We start from the raw sequence: 18,240 nt of genomic DNA on the forward strand, positions 1-18,240 counted from the left end.
GATCACTTTGAAAAAAATGGTCTAGACAAATGGGTGCATTATACTTTTCCAATGATGATAAACATTTGCCATTACAGATATGTTCTCAATTTTGTCATGGTTAATAATTGATCCATATTGATTGCCGCCTTCTGTGTACGATATTGTCATCTGGCCGCTTGTTAAACCAACATTATCCACTTTCACGGAAGAATACATTCCTTCTAATTCAGCTCTATAGCTATTATTACCTAATTCCCCTGTATAACCAAGTGCTACATTTGCAGCAAAAGGTGGATTATAATCTCCTTCATACTTGTTTAGTAGCTGACCTTCTGTACTCTGAGCACCCCTGTCATTTACAGATACCTTATTGGCATCTGTAGCATCTTTACTTCCAATTTTTGCTTTCAACTTACCAAAGTTCAAATATTGACCGTAATATCCACCACCAAAGTAAAATCCTTCTGTTTCACTTGCAAAAGATTGTTGTGACAACAATAAAGCAAGTGCTGTAACTGCTAATGTTTTTTTACTCATCATGACTATTCCTCTAGTTAAAATAGCTAATCTAGTACTAATTCATTAAAAATGATTTAATATGAAAAAACTAATTATTTTCTAAGCTAAAAAATAGGTAAAATTAACCTCTATCCTCGATTTTATTGCCGTCTAGTTTGTCCTCATCTTCAAATTCATCATCGTCAAATTCATCCTTACTGTCTTCATCATCAAACCCATCATCGTCTTCCTCATCATCAAACCCATCACCACCTTCAAACTTATCATCAATATCCTCGTCTTCAAATCCATCTTCAATCTCTGGCTCATCGTATATTGCATCTTCAGTTTTAGCTTCAACAGGATAATCAGCAGCTTCAATAGCATTACTCTCTTCTTCATTACTAATCTTATCTTTGTTAGCAGCAGAAAAGACCTTGTTTGGATCATATGGCTCTTGTGTAGGCACACGTGTTGGTTTAATCAGCCTTCTTGTGAATGTGCTATCACTATAGTACAAAATTTTCTTTGACTTAATTGGATAAGTCGATTCTATCAAAATTATCTGATCATCACGTGGCAGCATAATAATTTCTTGAGGTAAGAGCAATGCTCTCTGTGTTTCAGAGATATGCAATGATCTTGATGCAGGATTCAAGTCTAAAAATTTAGGTTTGTTTAATGATTCTTGTTGTACAGTTTTGTTTCCTATAAGCTGAGATATCAAATTAGCCGTTTCAATATTATTGGCTGCAAAAGTTATTCTATAGGTTGAGTTTGATAAAAAGGAGTTCATTCCTGCTTCTTCATATATTCCTTTAAGCTGTTCAGTATCTTGAACAATTAAAAATAACCTTACTCGATAGCCACGAAAGTATGCGATGCCCGTTTGAAATTGCTCCATTTTTCCAAGTGTTGGAAACTCATCCATTAAAAATAATACGCCGTAAGGCTCGTCATCCGATGGCAATTTTCTACATAAAAACTCAGTTGCCTGTTGGTAAAAAACCTGCATTAAAGGCCTGAGCCTAGTTAAGTTATCAGGAGTTAAACCAACATAAACTGTAGTTTTCTTCTTTTTAAAATCCAAAATATTAAAATCACTTGATGCAGTTGCAGTATCGATCAATGGGTTTGCCCACAATTCAAGCGACGAGTTCATAGTTGACACAACACCTGATCTTTCTTTGTCAGCCTTTTGCAAAAAAGCTGCAATGTTCATATACGCTACCGGATGTATTATTTTACCCATTGTGTCCAAAACTACAGCAAGATTGTAAACTACGTCATCGCTACGCATCGTACGCACAACCTCACCAAAAGATTTAACTTTCTCTGGTGCAGCAAGTAAATATAGTACCACCCCAACAAATAAGCTTCTTGCTTCGTTTTGCCAAAAATCTTGTTCAGGCATGATTAGGTTAGCTATTTTTTGCACATCGTCAACCATCTGTCCAGGTTTTTCACTAATCCATTCCAGTGGATTATAACAATGGCTTACCCCATCTGGCTGAGCTGGGTTCCATACATATACTTTTTGTCCTTGTCGCTCTCGCCAACCACTTGTTATTTCATAGTTTTCTAATTTTATATCATGCACAATTACCGAATCATTCCAAAATAACAAATTAGGAATTACAAAACCAACACCTTTACCAGAGCCTGTAGGTGCAAAGAGCAATGCATGCTGAAACCCATCAGCAATAAAATATCCTCTCTTATCTTTACCAAGCAATAGACCTTTTTTGCTTCTTAATCCCGCTTTTCGTATGTCTTTCTCTGATGCCCACTGTGAATCTCCATGAAGTGATTCTTTCTTTTTAAATGGCCGCCACTCAATTAGTCTTTCTCTCACATTCCACAAAATAATCATCAAAACAATTTGAGGCAGTACAGAAGATACAACTAATTTAATTTTGAGCTCAAAGCTATATAGCTCTGGATGATGCCAACAATATTGTATATGATCAAAAATTGTCGGCCAGAGAGCTTGAGGAAAAGGTGTCAAGCTAGGATTAATTGCTCTAAAATCTACACCATCTGGACCGTCAACAAACAGGTAGAATAATATACCAGACAAATAGAAGCAAAATTCAAGTATGCTAAAAGATACTACACCTCCTATGAGAATATTGCGTAGGTGATTTCCATTACTCATAAACTACTTTTTCTTAACTTACGTATAAATTTAAGTATTTTCATTTGAAGATCTAGTAAATAATATTTCAGAAATGCTTCTTTTTCCACCACTGGTCCTTTTGAGTTGAATAACAATGTCAATTACATTTCTAATGTATGGTATGATCTGATCTGGGGGAATTCCAAGATTTGCTTGCATAACCATAAGTTTTATTTGCTCAAGAGCCATTGCCGGACTATCCGCATGAAGAGTTGATATTGACCCTGGGTGGCCAGTGTTTATTGCTCTAAGAAAACTAAAAGCTTCTGCTCCACGCAGCTCACCAACTATTATTCTATCTGGTCTTAAACGTAAACATGCCTCTATCAAATCTTGAGTGGTCACTTTTGCCCTACCCTGACCTCCTTTAGAAGCAATAAGATGTACTCTATTCGGATGATCATTCAAAACTATCTCTCTTGCATCTTCAACAGTAATAATTCTTTCTTCAGATGGAATAGCACGCAAAGTAGCATTAGTAAAAGTGGTTTTACCAGTGGAAGTTCCACCACTAATTATGATATTTTTCTTACTTATTACAGCATATTCTAAAAACTCTTTTATTTTTTTTTGTTTCAGTAGCAAATCTAGGTGACGATCTACTGGATTATCGGTCACTCCTATAACAGTTTCAGAAAAAGCCCCCATTTTTTCATAATCATCCAATGCCAATTGCATAGAAGAAGGTTTACGAATTGAAATGACTACTTTATCAGGCTCACATGCTGGAGGAAACACTATCTGTATACGATAACCATTTGGTAATGTAGCTGAAAGCAGCGGTGTCTCTTCGCTCAGTTTTTGTTCTGTAGCTTGAGCAATCAACCTGCTAAGAGATTTTAAATGATTAAGATCAAATATTTCTAACTTTTCGCATCTTATTTCACCGCGATTTTCAATCCATACTTCCTTCGGTTTATTTATTGATATTTCATTTACACCTTCCTCTTGAAATATCCCTTGTAATGGCTCCAAGTATGTATCAAGTGCAGCATAGTTCATTTCAGTTATTTAATATTGACTGTGGAGGAAATACTATATCTTGGTTAACAAATACTTTCAATGCAGTTCCTTGATTAACATAAATAGTTGGTTTTTTATCTACACTCCTATCAACTATATCTCGCATGTCTTTGGAAAAATCATTGATTGACTTCCCAATTGCTTCATCATAAACAGATTTGCTTCTTTTCTGAGTTTGCCTCAACAGTTGACGTACATCGTCTAAAGTTATACCGATATTGTCACTAGTAATTGTACCAACTCCACTAGCTCCAGAACTTTTTATCACACTTACTATTTCTTCCTTTATTATTCTCAGCAAATCCTGATCACTTTTAGCATTTCGAATTTTTTCAATAGCCCTAATACCCAATTTCCATTTTTCGTCTCCTACCTTCCCAACTTCAGTTTTTATAGAATTCTCCAATCTCTCAACAATAGCCCCTTTGAGAGAAGAAATATCTATTTCAGTTGCAGTAATAGACTTCACTGCATCCATGGCAGTTAGCGCATCGATAAGATTAGAGGCTTTTTGTCCTACAACAGCTGAACCAATCGAAACACCAGCAAGTGCCACTGAAGAGAATAATGCACTTGCTATTTTATTATCAACTATTCCAGCTATCCCTGCCCTTCCAAGCTCATCGGTACCAGATGATGCAATAGCAACATCTATACCATGAGGAAGAATGATCCTATTCCAATTTATGTTCACGCGGGCTTTTGCAACGTTTGAGTCAAATGAATAACCACCTATTAACCTTGAACCTTTTGGTATTAAAATTGTATCACCAGTTTCTGCATAAACGTCTCTACTAACAACAGCACGGAGCATTCCTTGTAAGTCAGAACTTATTGCAGTTTCAAGAATAGCGTCAATAACTTTACCTTGAATAATCATTAAACCAAGCTTTCCAGCTTTGGTAGCTTTGCTCGATTGTGCTGAGGTATTGGATAAAACAGCATCTGTAGCTTTACCTTCCCCACTACTACCTGAAATTGCTAACATTTGTGCACTACGTCTGTCTCTAGGATAACCGCCACCCCCTATTGTAGGAAATGAAGTAGGCAAATTGCTAATAACATTACCAGAAGGAAAATTTTGCTTTGGTAAAACAGGTATATTTGACAAGGGAATTTCTTTTAGTTGCTCTTCTTTTTTTGTCACTTCCTCTTTTTTGATTTGTTTTACTTCTGGTATGACTTGTGGAATAGGAAGAGGAGGTAAGGGTGGCAAGAGATCAGTTGCTATCCTCTCGGAAACTACTACATTATCTGGAACTTGTTCTAACTTTCCTTTCAATTCTTGAATGTTTTGCTTTGTTTCCTCTTTTTTAACAATCTCTGGACCCTCTTTATTAGAAGGACTAAAATAAAGATAGTACACTCCACCAACTAAGAGCGCTACCATAACTATCATCAATGCCTTGTAACCTTGATTAGAGCCAACTGTTACTACCTTGCTTTCTATCTCTGATTCATCTTCTACACTATTATGCCTTTCTTTACTCATATTATATGTACCACAACTAAAGTGACCTATTTATAACTTCAACTTCACTACCTTCATAACGCATTAATAGCTTTTTATGTACTCCTTTTATTACAACATAATCATCAAATAACAGCCTTTTACAGGATTCCCCTTCTATAAAAATCTGAGGAATTTTATTACTATTTCTAAACTTTAAATAGGTTAAATAACCATCATCGAATAACTCAATTGGAACTATATCTACGTTACCACCTTCATCAATATATGTATAGTTGTACCTCGTATTATTTTCTTGTATTATTTTTTCTGGCTTTTCTGTAATGTATTGCATTTGAGTAGGTAAAGAAACCTCATCTAAATCAACATCAAATTCATCTTCTTCTTGAGGATAATAAAAACGTATTACGTAAGATATATCCTTTTCAACGGAATAATCATGATCCACTTTTTTAGCATCAGCGTCTGGGTATTTATCGTAATTTGGTCTTGAAATTAGATCAAAAATGTAATTTCTCTTTTTAGTTGTCGTAATAATCATGTTAGTGCGACTACTGACTTCAAATGGCATGACAAGCAGTTTATTATCATAAGGATTAATTTTCCAACTTGATGCATCACCAACAGCAATATTTTTGACTTTTTCCCCTTCTGCAAACTCAATATAAGAATAGTAACCTTGACTAAAAATTACTGTAAACACCTCATTAGGGCTATATACAAAAGTCTTTATTCTACTATCTACAGAAATAGGTTTATTATTAATAGATGCATTTAAGTTGCCACTTATTAGTAAAGCTAAAACTAACAATATCCTACACATATTCATCATCTACTCTATATGAAATAACTTGAAACCCTAACGGGTTAATATATCTTTGCTGATCATTCATTTCAAGCGATGCATATTTATACGACATCACAACTATCTTATTTTTCCTTGAGGAATTTCCATCTTTTCGTGTAAATTCTATAGAAAATCTCACTTGAAGAGCATCATTACCTAATTTTTGAATTGAACGAATTTTCAACTCACCTTTAGCATCTGAATATAAATTAAAAAGGTCATTCATATTCTGCGATTTTATATAATTGCTAAATTCACTATATACACTAGGCGAAGAAAACAACCTTACTTTTGTATAATAATTATAATTATAATTATATGGGTCAAAAACCTCCCTTGCTTTTATATACTCTGAAATAAAATAATCGTTCAGCGTTTCATTTGCAGAATATTGTTTTACTGTAACAGGATCAACCAATTGCACTATGCCTGACTTTTTATCAATTTCTATAACGAATGGCTCAATAGTGCTACTTGTGCTAATTTTAAATATAGCTAATATGCTTATAGAAATTGCAACTAGTAATATTAATGTAAATAAAAGTAAAGTATTTCTCTGAGCAACAACTGTGCTATAGCGACTTGAATTCCAATTTATATCCTTATCCAATGACTCATTACTTTTTTCTTGTTTTAAAAATTTCAGCATCTCAACATTCTTAAAAATCTTAACTTATATTAATTAACATAGCAAGCTAACAAAGTAGTTATAACAAAAAAGCTAATAAACCCTTAATCCATGGCCTAACTTGCCAAATTTTGTTTCCATATATGAATCATTATATTCATTGCGTTCCATAATAAGTGGTACACACTTTGTAACTTCTATACCGTTATTTTTCAACTCTGATAACTTTCTACCATTGTTTGTAAGTAATTGTATTTTGTTAATGTTCAATTTCTTAAGTATTTTAGCTGCAACAGCAAAGCTCCTTTCATCATCTTCAAAACCCAATACTCTATTTGCATCAACAGTATCAAGATTATATTTTCTTTGCATACTGTATGCTCTTAACTTATTAGTTAAACCAATGCCTCTCCCATCTTGCATCAAGTATAATATAATGCCATTCCCAAAGTCGGTCATTATTTGAATCGCTTGATGTAACTGGCTTCTGCAATCACATGATAAGCTGTCTAATAAGTCTCCTGTATAGCATGCAGAATGAATTCTCACTAATGGCTCATTATCTTTATCTGGATTGCCAATGATAATTGCATAATGTTCTCTTCCGCCACTTTTGGTTCTATAAGATATGATATCTACTTCTTGAGTCTGTTTTAAAAATAATGATGTTTTGCACACTTCATACACACTATGATTTTGTTGAAAATCATTCACAAGTAACGTATTTAGTACAATAATGTCATTTTCTTCACACCAATTCCGCATTTCATGTTTATTCTCAAAAGTCATATCAGCCACTAACGCGTATGGCAATAATTCTGAGAACTTAAGCAAGGCAACAGCATACGCATCTATTGTCTTTGAGCATTGCAACTCTTTTATGCTACCTTCCTTTGAACAGTTTATTAAATGGAGCAGTTCATCAAAATTGCTTATCAACAGACGTTTGCTACTATGTTCTTTACTCTGACATATGTATTTTACCTTACTTGCAGTCAAAGTAACATACACATTACCTGATATAAGCTTATATTGACTAAATAAATTTTTTTCTAAAGTTTCAGCAGCAGCAAGCAATAGATAGTTATTTTCATCATCATATATTAAAATTGGAAGACCACGCCTGACTTCACTGATGGCCCTTTCTACTTTATTTCTACTTTGATTTCCTATAAACATTTCACCTACACCAAACAACTTGGTGCGGTCGAGAAGACTTGAACTTCCAAGGCTTTGTGAGCCACAGCGACCTCAACGCTGCGTGTCTACCAATTCCACCACGACCGCACTTTATTCTAGTTTCTATATAATTACTTTAAATTACTTAATCATTTTAGGATTTTTCATCTAAAGTGTCAATCTGATACTAGGATAATTTAGGAAATGCCTGTATAATTTAACTATGAATTTTATGGTTACAAACTTTAATCATTTAAGATAATCTTAATACTAATTCTTAATTTAGGTTTTTATACAAATGAAAGTAGCTAATATCTTCATTTTTTTAATTCTATCTCTTACAATTAGCTTTCACTCTAATCATGCACAAATATTGTACACATGGTCTCAAATCATTCCAGAAAATAAATTAAGCATACGTGCGATTATAGACAATAACATGTGTCCCATTGCTTACGTCGATAATAAGGAAGTAGAAATGCTAAGTCGCAGCTCAATTAACAATACCGAAACAGTTTGTGAACTGATAGTAGAAACAAATGCTCAAAACATTAGTATTGACAATATAAAAGTTCCCGTATTAGCGGAAAAGATCAGCAAAATTGCCTTCATTGGCGATACAGGATGTAGAATAAATATGTTATTTCAGCAAGAATGTAATTCTGCAGATAACTGGCCTCTGAAAAAAAATTTAGATTCAATCGCTTTTCATAAACCAGATTTAATTATCCATGTTGGTGATTATCATTATAGACAAACAAAATGTAGAAACACAAAAAAGTGCGGCGATATTTATGGATATAGCAAAGAAGCTTGGTACGCTGATTGGTTTGAGCCTGCAAAAGATATTTTAACACAATCTCCTTTTCTTTTTGTTCGTGGGAATCATGAGAGTTGTAATAGAGCTTATGAAGGATGGTGCAGATATTTAGATTCATACCCCTTTTTCCCTCAAAAATGTGAAGATCTTATTTCCAGTTGGTTCTTAGATACTGGGCCGATGAAGTTTTTTATCTTCGACTCTTCATCCGGTGAGGAAATTTTTACAATCCAAAGCACAGTTGATGCTTTTGAGAGACAATTTGATAAATTGATACAAGATAAGCCCACGTGGTTTTTGACTCATAAACCGCTTTGGAGATCTCCAAAAAAAGAATTTTTGACATTAAAAAGCCATGGTAATCTTACACAAATTGAAGCTTTTGGAGATAAATTTCCAAACAATGTTACTACCATAGTTTCTGGCCACATTCATATAGCCCAGATTTTATTAATGGATGATGTTCCAGATCAGATTATAGTTGGAAACGGCGGTGCATTATTACACGCTCAAGATCAAGAACCTGTTTATCAAAATGTAGAATTTAACTATCCAAATAGTAGAAATTACTTAGCACACGAAGTTAGAAACTTTTTCGGCTTTGGCTTTGCAATATTAAGTTTAGATGATCACAAATTTACTTTCTATAACCAAGATAATAAGGAAATGTATTCTGCAAACCTAACGAAAGACTTTAAACTCAAAACAAATTTAAATTAGGACTATTTGTTGTTATCGATTACTAACCTTACCGAAAAAAAGTAGAGAAGAAGTTTTTACCATGAGAATAAATTGTGCAGAGTTAATAGCAGGCCCTGTAAACAAAATGTTAGCAGGTCAAATTAATCAAGAGCAGGAAGTATAAAAATGGAAAAAAGCGGTAACTTAGCCTAATGACAATAAATATAGAGAAGTTACCGTTTTAAAGAGCACAAAAGGAATACACAGTAAAAGCGAGGAGAAGTTGAGAATATGTATGGAAGCAGTGTGGAGAAGTGGCTGCCAATGATCAAAAATTTACCGCAATTACAGATTATTTCACCAGCGGCAAAGTGATACCATGTTGATTCATATATTTTCCTTTCATATCATCATATGACTTCTCACACTCACTTTCGCCGCTTAAAAATACAAACTGGCATGCTCCTTCATTAGCGTAAATTTTTGCAGGAAGTGGAGTAGTGTTAGAGAATTCAAGTGTGACGTGACCTTCCCATCCAGGCTCTAAAGGTGTGACGTTTACTATAATACCACATCTTGCATAAGTTGATTTACCAACACAAATTACCAGTACATTCCTTGGTATACGAAAATATTCCACCGTGCTGGCAAGTACAAAACTATTTGGTGGGATTATACATACATCTGTTTCCTTATCTATGAAACTATTCTCAGAAAAATTCTTGGGGTCTACAATAGCTGAATTAACATTAGTAAAAATCTTAAACTTATTACTAACTCTTGCATCATAGCCATAAGATGATAATCCGAAAGATACAACACCCTTACTGCTTTTATGATTCACAAAAGGCTCTATCATTCTAGAGTTTTCAGCCTTTTCCCTTATCCATTTATCTGGCATAACTGCCATAATTGTCCTTTAAAGTTTTGTAATACTTATAATAATATGTAATAGAATTTAAATGTAAACCTGAATTAGCGTTACACTCTGGAATGGCAAAGTTTCCAGTATAAACTACCTATACAAAAATAAATTGGCAATATTTCAAGCCTGCCAAGCAGCATCAAAAACGATAGAAATAGCTTTACTCCACCACTAAAGGAGGAATAATTACCTGAAGGACCTATTAGGTTACTAAATCCTGGGCCAGAATTTGTAAGCATTGCAGAAACAGAGCTGATGCTAGTTATAAAGTCCGCATTGCTCAAGTAAGACATCATTATTGATGATATAGTGAACGTTAACATGTAAATCGCAAAAAACGTAAAGACGGATTGAACTTCATCATTTTCCAGTATTTTACCATTGAGTTTTACTCTATCGCTTTCACTTGGATTTAATAAAGAGCTAAAGTAATTCCTTATAGATTTTAGAAAAATGACTAAACGGAAGATTTTGATTCCACCACTAGCAGAACCACCACATCCACCAATAAAGGCTAAAAAGAAAGCTAAGACTGAAATAAAGCTCCAATTCAAGTAGTTGCACATTACATAGCCAGTTGATATGATAAAGGAGGTAATGGTGAATGTGCTGTACCTAAATGATAAAAATACTCCTAAGTCAAAATTTTTATATAACCAAAAACAAGCAAGCAAAGATGAGATAACAACTATCTTAATAAAGTAAGAGACCTGTTCATCATAACAAACGTCTAATCGTCTTATAATTTTTAAATAGCTCATAAAAGGTAAAGAGCCTAAAATCATAAAGATAATTGTTATGACCTCCAATATAGGGTTATTGTAGTAGCCTATAGAATCGTTATAGTTAGCAAATCCACCAGTTGACACGGTAGACATCCCGTGACATATTGCGTCAAATAATGGCATGCCAGCTAGATAATATGAAAGTATGCATAATAAAATTAGGCCATAATATATTTCTGTAATATGTATCACTACGCTTCGCGTATGCGGTAGCCGTTTTTTAATAGCATCTGAGTATTCGGAATATAGCAAGTTATTTAAGCTCAAAACTTTAAATATGGGAAAAACTGCAATTCCTACTGTAATTACTCCAAAACCACCTATACCGTGCAGCATTGCTCTCCACAGTAGTATCCCCGGAGATTGTTGCTCGATGTAACTTAGAACAGTTGCTCCTGTGGTTGTAATCCCAGATACTGCTTCAAACAGTGCATCAATGTAGCTTAAACTATCAAGATAAAATGGAATAGCTGCAAATAGAGATAATGCAATCCAGGTACAACTGGTAATCGCAAAAATTGCCGGCATTCCATGTACCCTATTTAGTTTACCCAGTAGAATAAAAATCGCACTAAATGTGCAGGTAACTATAAATCCAACCAGAAAATTTTTCCATTCGTAACCTAGATAATTATTAGTAATAGCAGGAATAAGCATTGCTACACCAAACAACAATAGAAAAATTCCCACAATAAACGCAATTGAACGTAAAACTTGCAGATTTTCCATAGATAGTAACGTGAAAGCTATATGTTATTAAAACTTCAACCGCTTTGCTAATTTTTTCTCTTGACTTGATTATAAATACGTATAATTATAGCGCTAAATTTGCCATAAGAGATAGAGGTAGGGTAGGGTATGGTATTAGATTGTGGCCTTATTAAAACTCAAGAATCACTATATTTTGCAATTTTGAATAACAATCTTCAAGAGGTCCAGAATATATTCAATATTAATTCTTACAGTAATATACAAAAGGTTTTCAGAAGCCAATTCCCGAGTGGTCGTACAATCTTTGATGTTGCTAAATCCATAGGAAATGAAGAAATCATTCAGACACTTCAGCAGAAAGCTAATGAATACACTAATGCTTTATGGAATAAGCGTAAAGAAACTCAAAATTCATTACGTCTTGCAATTGTGAATAGCAATCTTCGAGAGGTCCTGAGCATACTCGAAAAAATTAATTCTGAGGAGGGTATAGATTATACACAAGAGGTTTTAAGGAGTAAGTTCGATGGTAATTATACTATCTTAGATTTTGCTATTTTACAACGAGAAAAAGATATCGTTAAGGCACTTTGGCAGGAAGCTAATGAAGACACTCGTGTCTTCTTGAGTGATAGTGCAATCAAATCAGCTAATTATAGTTCAAATTTTGATGTTAAAAAATTTATTCCAGAAATTGAGAATTATAATAGAAAGTGCACTGAAAAAGCTACCAAACGAACTTATGAAGAATCTCATCAGAAAAATGATATTCGTGATAGAGCTATGCAAAAAGTGGAAAATTTAGGAAGAATAGGTACCCTTCATTGCAAATTATGTGAAGCAATAAATTCTTTGAAAATTGAAAAAGTTAAAGCAGTATTAGAAGATTGTGATACAAATCTAGAAATGATTTTAAATAGACCTATACATTCACCGAGCAAAACTACCCTTTTACTTTACCCTCTGTACGTTGGTCTTAAAAAACTACGTACCGGTGATGGTAAAAGATTGAAACAAGAAGATCTGAGCAATATAAAAGAAATTACTAAACTTTTTTGGGATAAAGCTTCTCCTGATATTTGCGATTTCTGGCTTAAATTCCATCAAGATCAACAAGAAGAAAGTATAAAAGACAAAAAAGCAACCTTTGAAGCTCATTTGAAAAACGCTTCTCCTGATATTCGTGACTCGTGGCTTAAAAATCAAAGAGCTCCTGAAAATCAAGATGCAGCTGTAATAAAACTTCTTAAAGGTGAGCAACAACGACATGCTAAGATAGGTAGTGAGGAGTGGCTTGAAGATTTCATTCAAGAAGTTAAAGATTACACAGAACAAAAAAGCATAGAAGAAAACCTTGAAATAGCTACAGAGAAACCTACAACAAAATCTGTTCTACAAGACGCACAACTTTCTCAAATAAATAGAACTTGTTGTATTTTGTAGTAAATAAGTTCTTAGGAAATCTAAGTATGATAACAATAAAAACAAGAAATTTAAACGTTCTATTTTTAACCTAGTATCCAGAATAAAAAAATATCAAAGTCATCATATTATATCACGAACCTTTTCCAAGACTTTTTTTATATTTTCGCTTGAAAGTGGAATTAAGCCAAGCCTAGATAAATATCCACCTTCAGTACTAATAGAGTCTACAACTTCTCTAATGAATTCCCTTAATCCATCAACAGTATCTAAGTGTTCTTTCTTTATATAAAGATATAAAGGCCTTGCTAACATATACTCCCCCGATGATATATTTTTATAAGTTGGCTCAATTCCTGCGATTGTGCTTCCTTGAATCTCATCTTGGTTTTTCGCTAAAAAGCTGAAGCTAAATATTCCTAAAGCATTTTTATTGCTCTTCAATTTTTGTATTATTATGTTTTCATTAATTCCAACTTCTATATACCTTCCATCATCTCTGATATTACTACATGCTTTCTTTCTTTTTTCTTGGTCTTGATAATTCTCTTTGAAAATCCTTGAGTTCATGCATGAATATTGATCAAGCATAATAAAATTAATCAAAGTTTCATGTGTACCTGTATTTTGATGTGGACCATAGATTTTAATTTCTGTTTTTGGTAGAGCTTGATTTACATCAGACCAAAATTTCTTGTTATTCTTTACTAATCTATCATTGTCTTCAGAATATGAAGATAAAGTTTCAAACAGGTCATTTTTTGTAAAATCAAATCTATGGCTTTGATTTGAATTTGCAATAACAATTCCATCATAGCCGATTATGATCTCTATTACTTCATTCACTTTATTTCTTTTGCATAATTCTCTCTCTACTTCCTTCATAGGGCGAGATGAAGTGGTGATATCTGGTGTGCCTTCCCCTATTCCTGAACAAAACATTTTGAACCCTGATCCACTTCCTATCGATTCTACAACTGGAGTTTTAAAGGGAAATATACGACTGAATTCCTCAGATACAAATGAGATAAAAGGAAAAACAGTTGAAGATCCAACAATTCTGATATATTTTCTGGCATCAGCATCTGAAAGTGGCACGAGTAATACAAATGCAAAAATAAGGAAAAAGCGTTTCAGCATCGTTTTCGCTCAAGAGTGTAAACTTAATTATCGTAATAAAAAATCAAACTGAAAAGCTTTTTTTCTAGATTTCAAAAGGTATAACGATCAAATGTGTGCGTAATGATGAGATCTGAATCACAGCATTCATACAACTGTATCTATATCGAATCCTCTTATGTTTTTCAATACTGAAAAATTCTTTCATATTAACTTAATGATGCAATATATCCTTTTCTTTAATAGATAAGTCATCATCGACTTTTTTTACATTATCATCAGTAATGTTTTGTATTTCCTTTTTGGCAACATGAAAATCATCTTCTGAGATTTCCTTATTTTTCTTCATTTCCTCTATTTCTTCCATAACATCTCTGCGTATATTTCTAATTGCAACTCGTGCATTTTCAGAAAATTGATGCAATAATTTCACTAATTTTTCACGAGTTTCTTGCGTTAAGTCTGGAAGAACTATACGTATAGTATTTCCTTCAACAACAGGATTTAAATTCAGGTTAGCATTGATTATCGCATTTTTTACTTCACCGATAACAGTAGCATCCCAAACTTTAACTGATAGAGTTTTGTTATCTATAGCTGAAACGCCTGCAACTTGGTTCAGTTTTTGATGTCCACCATAGATATTTACAACTATACCATCAAGTAATGATGAGTTAGCTCTACCAGTACGTACACCTTTCATATCATCATGAAAAGACTGAATAGTTTTTAGCATTCTTTCTTTTGTTTTAGCTTTTATTTCGTTTAACATAAATTACCTAATGTTTATAATCTGAGACTATAGTATAAGTACCTTGACCCTTAATAATATCGACCATTTTTTCTCTTTTTAAAGAAAAAACTATAATCGGGATAGAATTCTCACGAGCAAGTGAAATTGCTGATGCATCCATAACTTTTAAATCACGAGTTAGCAAATCTGTATAAGAAAGCCTATCATACATCACAGCATCCTCATTTTTTTTTGGATCAGCAGAATATACACCTCTTACTTGCGTACCTTTTAGAATAACATCACAATTCATTTCAACAGCACGTAGAGCTGCAGCTGTATCTGTGGTAAAAAATGGGTTACCTGTACCTGCTGCAAAAATGACAACTCTACCTTTTTCTAAATGATGAATAGCCTTCCTTCTTATATAAGGCTCACATATGGTAGTCATAGGTATAGCAGATAATACCCTAGAAACTATAGAGCTTTTTTCTAAAAAATTCTGCAAAATTAAAGCATTAATGACAGTGCCAAGCATTCCAATATAATCACTGCTTGCTCTTTCACAGCCACTTAAAGATGCTGATGCACCACGAAAAATATTCCCACCACCAACAACAATACAAACTTGAACTCCGAGATTACAAACTTCAACTATGTCTTTGGATAGTTTATCTATCACTTCCATATCATGGCCAAATAGCTTTGATCCCATCAAAGCCTCCCCAGAGATTTTGAATAACACTCTGGGGTATTTTACTTCTGAAGTTTTGTTACTTATTTGCATCATCCAAAGTAAGTAACTTATAATTAGCTAATTTAACAGCACTTGATTCTATAAAATCAGCAATCTTCATTTTATCATCTTTTATAAACTTCTGCTCTAGCAGAACAACTTCTTCATAGTATTTAGCCATTCGTCCATCTACTATTTTTTTCGCTACCTCTTCAGGTTTATTTAAGCTCTTTACTTGCTCCTCAATTATAGAACGCTCATTGTTTAATTTTTCTTGATCTAAATCATCTATAGATAAAGCTTCAGGTTTCATAGCAACTACATGCATAGCTATTTGCTTTCCAATCTCTTGTTTATCACCAGATGATTGCAATGCTACTAAAGCACCAATCTTACCTAAGCCATGCATATCACCATGTACATAGCCAGCAATAATCCCATCCTCAGTCTCTAGGTAGCAAAGATTGCTTAACTCTAACTTCTCACCAAGAACCGATGTACCACTCATAATAGCTTCCTGCACTGTACCAACATCTTCATATTTGGCATTTTTTAACTCATCAAGACTAGTACAACGTTCTTGACAAGCAATTGATGCTAAATTTGAAACTAATGCTATGAACTTCTCATTTCTAGCAACAAAATCAGTTTCACAATTAACTTTAACCAATACACCATAATTTTTAGCCAAGCACATAGCAATAAGCCCATCTGAAGCTACTCTATCAGACTTTTTGTCAGCTTTAGCAAATCCTATTGTACGTAACCTATCAACGGCTTTCTTAATATCACCATCACACTCTTCTAACGCTTTCTTACAATCGCTTAAGCCAAGCCCTGTTCTATCGCGTAATTCCCTTATACTACTTGAATCCATCTTCATTTACTTACTATTACCTCCCTTTCTGTTTCATCCTTCATACGCTTCTTTTTAGTTTGCACAATACCCCCTTCTTTTTCTTGAATAAGCTCATCATCCTTAACTCTAGACCTTGTCAAACTAGACTCTATTCCAGCTAATATAGAATCAGCAGCTAATTTACAGTAGAGCTCTATTGATTTTCTTGAATCATCATTTCCTGGTATAGGATAGGCAATATCATCTGGGTCAGAATTGGTATCAAGTACTCCAACTACAGGAATACCTAATTTTTTAGCCTCTTTAACCGCTATATGCTCTTTGTTAGTATCAATAATGAATAAAATATCAGGAACTGCTCCCATTTCTCTAATGCCACCCAATTCTTTATCAAGCTTTTTTCTTTTCTTTTCAATATTTCCTAATTCTTTTTTTGTTAAGATACTATCTTCATCATTTAATATTTTCTCATATTGTATCAAAGTTTTTATCGAAGAAGAAACAGTGTTCCAATTAGTAAGCATACCACCAAGCCATCGATCATTTACATAATATTGACCACAACGAACCGCTTCACTTGCAACAATATCTAAAGCTTGAAATTTCGTACCAACAAATAAAATGCGACCATCTTGAGATGCAACATCGTATAAAGCTTTCATCGCCGCCTCTAACAATGGTAATGTTTTTCGTAAGTCTATTATGTGTATACGATTCTGTTGATGTACACCATATATATATGGGGCCATTTTCGCATTCCAGCGACTAACTTTATGGCCAAAATGCACACCAGATTCAGCTAAATCACGTATAGTGACTTTAGGCAAATTTGTCATATTTACTCCTCCAAATAGTTTATCCTCCATGGCATAACCCTAACGGGACTACTTGCATAAGCCATGTGTGAAATTAAGTTATTTACATAGTAATAAAAAAGACAAAAAAGCGCAAACAAAAAATATTGACAAGTAGCAACACGTTGATTAGCTTTAAGATTGCAAACGTTAAAAAGCAATGGGGGGTGTAGCTCAGTTGGTTAGAGCGCATGCCTGTCACGCATGAGGTCGTGAGTTCAAGTCTCATCACTCCCGCCATTACAGCAGAAACACCTTAAAATTCCTTAAGTTTCTTATTAATTTGAATTAATTTCTTTCAGAGACTTGACATGATATTGTAATTGCTGCTTAATCTATTTAACTTTATCGTTAATAATTGGGATTAAATATGTTCATTTCTGAGGTTTTTGCGGCAGATGCGACTAACAATGTATCAGCATCTGTTGCTAGCTTTATTCCACTCATTTTAATATTTGTAGTATTTTATTTTCTCATTATTCTCCCCAATCACAAAAAACTAAAAGAACATAGAAGGATGATAGATCAAATAAAACGTGGTGATACGGTTATTACTTCTAGTGGAATAATAGGTGAAGTAAACAAAGTTGACGAAGTAAATGCACAACTAATACTAGAAATAGCACCAAAAATTGAAATAAAAATCCTAAAGTCTGCTATATCTGAAATCTTAAATAAAGAAATTCAAAAGCCAGTAGCTAAATCTATTGAAAAAAGCAAAGTTGAAAAGAATGGCAAGAAAAATAAACTAGAGGAAAGTAAAAAAGACAAAAATGCTTCATAATTTA

General features: G+C 33.6%; 16 protein-coding genes, 2 tRNA genes and 1 pseudogene. 4 read left to right on the forward strand and 15 right to left on the reverse strand.

Features of this window, described 5'->3' with window-relative positions; genetic code table 11:
* Positions 1 to 42 precede the first annotated feature (42 nt).
* The 8 genes and pseudogenes from LB100_RS03140 to LB100_RS03175 all read right to left on the reverse strand — a co-directional run.
* A pseudogene (locus LB100_RS03140) lies at positions 43 to 522 on the reverse strand (P44/Msp2 family outer membrane protein); the annotation flags it as partial.
* Positions 523 to 622: 100 nt separating this feature from the next.
* A complete protein-coding gene (locus tag LB100_RS03145) occupies positions 623 to 2,638 on the reverse strand; it encodes a type IV secretory system conjugative DNA transfer family protein (protein ID WP_456201432.1) in 2,016 nt (671 codons plus the stop codon).
* Between the two features lie 30 nt (positions 2,639 to 2,668).
* Positions 2,669 to 3,661, reverse strand: a complete 993-nt coding sequence (gene virB11 / locus LB100_RS03150) for a P-type DNA transfer ATPase VirB11 (RefSeq protein WP_007302612.1) — start codon at positions 3,659 to 3,661, stop codon at positions 2,669 to 2,671.
* Between the two features lies 1 nt (position 3,662).
* Positions 3,663 to 5,174, reverse strand: coding sequence for a TrbI/VirB10 family protein (locus tag LB100_RS03155; RefSeq protein ID WP_264720110.1), 1,512 nt, complete (start codon positions 5,172 to 5,174; stop codon positions 3,663 to 3,665).
* Between the two features lie 16 nt (positions 5,175 to 5,190).
* Positions 5,191 to 5,982: a P-type conjugative transfer protein VirB9 gene (gene virB9 / locus LB100_RS03160; protein WP_254230093.1), complete on the reverse strand. Its 792-nt coding sequence runs from the start codon at positions 5,980 to 5,982 to the stop codon at positions 5,191 to 5,193.
* A complete protein-coding gene (locus LB100_RS03165; protein WP_007302609.1) occupies positions 5,969 to 6,649 on the reverse strand; it encodes a virB8 family protein in 681 nt (226 codons plus the stop codon). The genes virB9 and LB100_RS03165 overlap by 14 nt, the downstream gene beginning before the upstream one ends.
* A gap of 72 nt (positions 6,650 to 6,721) precedes the next feature.
* Positions 6,722 to 7,807, reverse strand: a complete 1,086-nt coding sequence (locus tag LB100_RS03170; protein WP_127464237.1) for a GTP cyclohydrolase II — start codon at positions 7,805 to 7,807, stop codon at positions 6,722 to 6,724.
* Positions 7,808 to 7,827: 20 nt separating this feature from the next.
* Positions 7,828 to 7,915, reverse strand: a tRNA-Leu gene (locus tag LB100_RS03175).
* Positions 7,916 to 8,105: 190 nt separating this feature from the next.
* Here LB100_RS03175 and LB100_RS03180 point away from each other — a divergent pair.
* A complete protein-coding gene (locus tag LB100_RS03180) occupies positions 8,106 to 9,347 on the forward strand; it encodes a metallophosphoesterase family protein (RefSeq protein WP_456201434.1) in 1,242 nt (413 codons plus the stop codon).
* 313 nt (positions 9,348 to 9,660) lie between these two features.
* Here the strand turns inward: LB100_RS03180 and dcd are convergent, their stop codons facing one another.
* The gene (dcd, locus tag LB100_RS03185; RefSeq protein WP_006012513.1) at positions 9,661 to 10,218 is read right to left on the reverse strand and encodes a dCTP deaminase; all 558 of its coding nucleotides are present in this window, start codon (positions 10,216 to 10,218) and stop codon (positions 9,661 to 9,663) included.
* A gap of 71 nt (positions 10,219 to 10,289) precedes the next feature.
* Positions 10,290 to 11,747 (reverse strand): TrkH family potassium uptake protein, encoded by a 1,458-nt coding sequence (locus LB100_RS03190; RefSeq protein ID WP_456201435.1) that lies wholly within the window; start codon positions 11,745 to 11,747, stop codon positions 10,290 to 10,292.
* 129 nt (positions 11,748 to 11,876) lie between these two features.
* On the opposite strand from LB100_RS03190, the gene LB100_RS03195 reads away from it, so the two are divergent.
* Positions 11,877 to 13,172, forward strand: coding sequence for a hypothetical protein (locus tag LB100_RS03195; RefSeq protein WP_456201437.1), 1,296 nt, complete (start codon positions 11,877 to 11,879; stop codon positions 13,170 to 13,172).
* A 102-nt stretch (positions 13,173 to 13,274) separates the two neighbouring features.
* Here the strand turns inward: LB100_RS03195 and LB100_RS03200 are convergent, their stop codons facing one another.
* The 5 genes from LB100_RS03200 to rpsB form a co-directional block, all read right to left on the reverse strand.
* A complete protein-coding gene (locus tag LB100_RS03200) occupies positions 13,275 to 14,291 on the reverse strand; it encodes a substrate-binding domain-containing protein (RefSeq protein ID WP_456201439.1) in 1,017 nt (338 codons plus the stop codon).
* A 193-nt stretch (positions 14,292 to 14,484) separates the two neighbouring features.
* Positions 14,485 to 15,042: a ribosome recycling factor gene (frr, locus tag LB100_RS03205; RefSeq protein ID WP_015588404.1), complete on the reverse strand. Its 558-nt coding sequence runs from the start codon at positions 15,040 to 15,042 to the stop codon at positions 14,485 to 14,487.
* A 7-nt stretch (positions 15,043 to 15,049) separates the two neighbouring features.
* The gene (gene pyrH, locus LB100_RS03210) at positions 15,050 to 15,793 is read right to left on the reverse strand and encodes a UMP kinase (RefSeq protein WP_264336766.1); all 744 of its coding nucleotides are present in this window, start codon (positions 15,791 to 15,793) and stop codon (positions 15,050 to 15,052) included.
* Positions 15,777 to 16,622, reverse strand: a complete 846-nt coding sequence (gene tsf / locus LB100_RS03215; RefSeq protein WP_264720115.1) for a translation elongation factor Ts — start codon at positions 16,620 to 16,622, stop codon at positions 15,777 to 15,779. Before tsf ends, pyrH begins: the two co-directional genes overlap by 17 nt.
* Positions 16,619 to 17,434 (reverse strand): 30S ribosomal protein S2, encoded by an 816-nt coding sequence (gene rpsB / locus LB100_RS03220; protein ID WP_026092703.1) that lies wholly within the window; start codon positions 17,432 to 17,434, stop codon positions 16,619 to 16,621. The genes tsf and rpsB overlap by 4 nt, the downstream gene beginning before the upstream one ends.
* A 181-nt stretch (positions 17,435 to 17,615) precedes the next feature.
* Between rpsB and LB100_RS03225 the strand changes: the two genes are divergently transcribed.
* Together LB100_RS03225 and yajC are read left to right on the forward strand one after the other, a co-directional pair.
* Positions 17,616 to 17,692, forward strand: a tRNA-Asp gene (locus LB100_RS03225).
* Positions 17,693 to 17,822: 130 nt separating this feature from the next.
* Positions 17,823 to 18,236, forward strand: coding sequence for a preprotein translocase subunit YajC (gene yajC, locus LB100_RS03230; protein ID WP_456201442.1), 414 nt, complete (start codon positions 17,823 to 17,825; stop codon positions 18,234 to 18,236).
* Positions 18,237 to 18,240 lie beyond the last annotated feature (4 nt).

The organism is Wolbachia endosymbiont of Protocalliphora sialia (genome assembly GCF_053891855.1).